Origin of the sequence: Mycobacterium sp. (assembly GCF_032162105.1) — a bacterium.
Taxonomy (GTDB): Bacteria; Actinomycetota; Actinomycetes; order Mycobacteriales; family Mycobacteriaceae; genus Mycobacterium.
In genome coordinates, this window is record NZ_JAVRPS010000158.1 from 1 (window position 1) to 3,791 (window position 3,791).

Sequence of the window (3,791 nt, forward strand, 5' to 3'; positions counted from 1 at the left end):
CGTGCAGACCAACCGCCTTGGTCAGGTGATCACGCATCCACCCGCTGGCCTCAATATGCTTCCTGGCGGCTGCCTCCATGGCCTTGCGGGACAACCCCAGCCGCTCCCGAAGCGCTTTCGGATCAGCGGTGCGTGCACGATGAGCCGCCCAATACGCCCGGCACCGCGCCGCCGCGTCACGCTGCAACGCCCGCCGCAGCCCAAACGCGGCGGTCCACTGTGCTTCGACCCGTCGGCGAAGGCCAGGATCGCTGACGTCGAGCTCCAGGCGGATCACCGACACCAGTCCGTCGTATGCGAAGTTCGGGGCCTTCGACCGACGGCGCCGCCGCGGCGCCACCACATCACCGCAGCTCACAGCGGTGGTGTCAGTCGGCGCGGTCGCCATAGTGATCATGAAACCACCCGCCACCGACAACGACACCGACCACGCGACCAACCGCTACCGCAACCTAATGGGGCTCACCGGCGGCAATTCCCATCAGGTCCACGCCGTGTGCGCCGCGGCCCACCACCAGCCGCCCACGACAATCTGGGCGACCCTTAGCGCCTGCCGCTGGCAGCCAGGGTGGCTGTTGGTGCCGATCCGTTCGCCCACCAACCCGACCGCCCCGACGCTGGCCGTGCCCTTCGGTACCAGTCAACCCAGCCCTGATCGCGGTGCACGATCAGTCGAACACCGCCATCAGCAAGAACTACCGCCGCAGCGTGAAAACCCGGATCACCATCTGAGCCCACCGCCACCGGTCATTACCCTCAGCCCAAGCCGACGGCAACCGCAACGACGTCGCCGTCGCCCGCCACACCAAGGCCCACATCGCCGACAGTCACGTCATCTTCGCCGACGGCCGACAGCGCGCCATCACCTCGACAACCACCCCACGACACAACAACACCGGCCGAATCATCCAGGCCACCACCACCGTGCGCACCGCCAAACGAGGAGCCCGCGTCGAACACGTCACCGCCCGACTCAAAGACCGGCAAATCCTGCGCTAAACCCCCGCCGAGGCGACGCCACCAACCACAACATCAACCCCGACTCTGAAAGCTCAAGAACCACAACCCAACTACGAGTCAACTCCTAGCGACTACCCGGAATCGGCCAGCGCCGCATCGGCCTTGGCGAGTTCCTCGTTGGCCGCTCGCACCCGATCGTCTGCTTGTTGGACGACCTGCTCGGCCGCCACATGCTCGGCATCCGCGGCGTTCAATTCGCGTTCGGCCGCGTCGAGGGACTCCAGCAGTTTCTCGTACCGGCGGCGCGCGGACTTCAGCTTGGCCAACTGGTCACCGACCGCCTCGACCGCCTCGGCACGCGCCTCCTGAGCGGCTTCCGCTTCGGCGGCTGCGGCAGCCCGCCGTTTCCGCGCCGCCCTCACCTCGGCCGCGGTCGGCCCGGAGCTGACGGCGGGTGGCAGCTCACGCGCTTTCGGGCTTGGCGCATCCGTGCCGGGCTCGGCCACGACGGACGTCGCACCGAATTCCCCGAAGCCCGACCATCTTTCGGCCTTGGCCAGGGTGCCCAACCGCGCGGCGATCTCGGGGTCGGCGATCGCGGCCTGCAGCGTTCCCACCACGTCGTCCCGCAGCGCGGCCGACGGATCCGCCAGCCCGGTGGCATCGAATCCGGCCCGCACCAACTCGTCGATGAGCTTGCGCTGCGCGGTGGACAACTCGCGGATCCGGGCGCCGTCCATCGAGGCGTGCGCGGCACGGAGCCGCTCGCTGAGGTCGGCCAGCCGAACGCGGGCGGAGTCGTCGCTGCGAACGAGTGCGTTCACCACCCACGCTGCGGTGGTCGGCCGACGCGCACCGGCGATCTGCTTCGCCTCATCCGCATCGCCTCGCTTCTTGGCCGCGGCAACCAGCTTGGTGCGCAGCGCGGTGAAGTCCTCCGGCTTGACGCTGTAGAGCTGGTCGATGTCGTCCTCGACGGTCACAGCGGTGACGCCCCCCGTAGATGCTCGAAGATCAGCGACGTCTGGGTGCCTGCGACGTCGGCATCGGCATTGAGGTTCTCGACCACGAACGACCGCAGGTCGTCGGTGTCCCTGGCGGCCACGTGCAGGATGAAGTCGTCGCCTCCTGCCAGGAAGTAGACGTCCATCACCTGAGGCTTGCGCCGGATCTGCTGAATGAAGCTGCGGATCTTGCCTCGGGCATTGGATTGCAGGCTCACAGAGATCATCGCCTGCAACGACAGTCCGATCGCCGCAGGGTCGATATCGGTGTAGAAGCCGCGGATCACGCCGAGCTCCTGCAGCCGCCGCAGCCGGCCGTGACAGGTCGAAGGCGCGATGCCGACGACGTCGGCGAGGGCACTGTTCGAGATGCGTGCATCGCTGTGCAACGTCGTCAGAATCCGACGGTCGACGTCATCGAGATCAGAGGGCCGAACATCCTTCGACGGAGGCGAGCGACGCGCCATCGATCCTGTTGATTCTTCAGACATGAAGCTAACGTAGCGAATCATTGTCACGGTGATTGCCATTACGTCGATATTTCTTCACACTTGATCCAGTTCACCAGACATTCAAGGAGCCGTCATGCGCGTCGGAATCCCGACTGAGATCAAGAACAACGAGTACCGGGTTGCCATCACCCCGGCCGGTGTCGCCGAGCTGACCCACCGCGGTCACGAGGTGCTCATCCAGGCCGGTGCTGGCGACGGTTCGGCGATCTCCGACCGCGACTTCAAGGCCGCGGGCGCCCAGGTCGTCGACAGTGCCGACAAGGTCTGGGCCGACTCCGACCTGCTGCTCAAGGTCAAGGAGCCCATCGAGGCCGAGTACGGCCGGATGCGCAAGGGCCAGACGCTCTTCACCTACCTGCACCTGGCGGCGTCCAAGCCGTGCACCGACGCGCTGATGGCATCGGGGACCACCTCCATCGCCTACGAGACCGTGCAGACCGCTGATGGTGCGCTGCCCCTGCTGGCCCCGATGAGCGAGGTCGCGGGTCGCCTCTCCGCCCAGGTCGGCGCCTACCACCTGATGCGCAGCCACGGCGGCCGCGGCGTGCTGATGGGCGGCGTCCCCGGCGTGGCCCCGGCCGAGGTCATCGTCGTCGGTGGCGGCGTCGCCGGTTACAACGCCGCGCGCATCGCCAAGGGCATGGGCGCGCACGTCACCGTCTTCGATCTGAACGTCAACACGCTGCGCAAGATCGACAACGAGAACAGCGGTGGCATCGAGACCCGCTACTCGTCGAGGCTCGAACTCGAAGAGGCCGTCAAGCAGGCCGACCTGGTCATCGGCGCCGTGCTGGTCCCGGGCGCCAAGGCCCCCAAGCTCGTCACCAACTCGACTGTCGCACACATGAAGTCGGGCGCGGTGCTCGTCGACATCGCGATCGATCAGGGTGGCTGCTTCGAGGACTCCCGCCCGACGACGCACGACGACCCGACCTTCGCGGTGCACGACACGGTGTTCTACTGTGTGGCCAACATGCCCGGCGCGGTGCCGCGGACGTCGACCTTCGCGCTCACCAACGCGACCATCCCCTACGTGCTCAAGCTCGCCGACAAGGGCTGGCAGGCCGCGTGCCACGCCGACCCGGCTCTGGCCAAGGGCCTGTCCACCCACGAGGGGGCCCTGCTGTCCGAGCAGGTGGCCAGCGATCTCGAGCTGCCCTTCACCGACCCGGCGACGCTGCTCGCCTGACCATCTCGCCGGCGGCCGAGAAGACATTTCCGGCCGCCGGCGAGAAAAGTGTGAAAGTGGTCATGGCTCGTCCCTCCTACCTGTAGTACCCGCCGATTCGGGCCGGGTCCAACAGGAAGGAACAGC

4 protein-coding genes and 1 pseudogene are annotated in these 3,791 nt (G+C 67.1%); 1 reads left to right on the plus strand and 4 read right to left on the minus strand.

Going from position 1 to position 3,791, the window contains the following annotated elements; translation table 11 throughout:
• The 4 genes and pseudogenes from QOC69_RS08040 to aldR form a co-directional block, all read right to left on the minus strand.
• A pseudogene (locus QOC69_RS08040) lies at window positions 1-397 on the minus strand (transposase); the annotation flags it as partial.
• Window positions 398-756: 359 nt separating this feature from the next.
• The gene (locus tag QOC69_RS08045) at window positions 757-960 is read right to left on the minus strand and encodes a hypothetical protein (protein WP_526438141.1); all 204 of its coding nucleotides are present in this window, start codon (window positions 958-960) and stop codon (window positions 757-759) included.
• A gap of 131 nt (window positions 961-1,091) precedes the next feature.
• Window positions 1,092-1,943: a hypothetical protein gene (locus QOC69_RS08050; protein WP_526438143.1), complete on the minus strand. Its 852-nt coding sequence runs from the start codon at window positions 1,941-1,943 to the stop codon at window positions 1,092-1,094.
• Complete coding sequence (gene aldR, locus QOC69_RS08055) at window positions 1,940-2,455, minus strand: HTH-type transcriptional regulator AldR (protein WP_526438145.1); 516 nt, start codon at window positions 2,453-2,455, stop codon at window positions 1,940-1,942. Before aldR ends, QOC69_RS08050 begins: the two co-directional genes overlap by 4 nt.
• 94 nt (window positions 2,456-2,549) lie before the next feature.
• Between aldR and ald the strand changes: the two genes are divergently transcribed.
• A complete protein-coding gene (gene ald, locus QOC69_RS08060) occupies window positions 2,550-3,665 on the plus strand; it encodes an alanine dehydrogenase (RefSeq protein WP_526438147.1) in 1,116 nt (371 codons plus the stop codon).
• Window positions 3,666-3,791 lie beyond the last annotated feature (126 nt).

What these genes read in the sequence shown, in the direction of transcription:
- aldR (WP_526438145.1), bottom strand. Translation starts at nt 2,455, where the DNA reads ATGTCTGAAGAATCAACAGGATCGATGGCGCGTCGCTCGCCTCCGTCG.
- ald (WP_526438147.1), top strand. Translation starts at nt 2,550, where the DNA reads ATGCGCGTCGGAATCCCGACTGAGATCAAGAACAACGAGTACCGGGTT.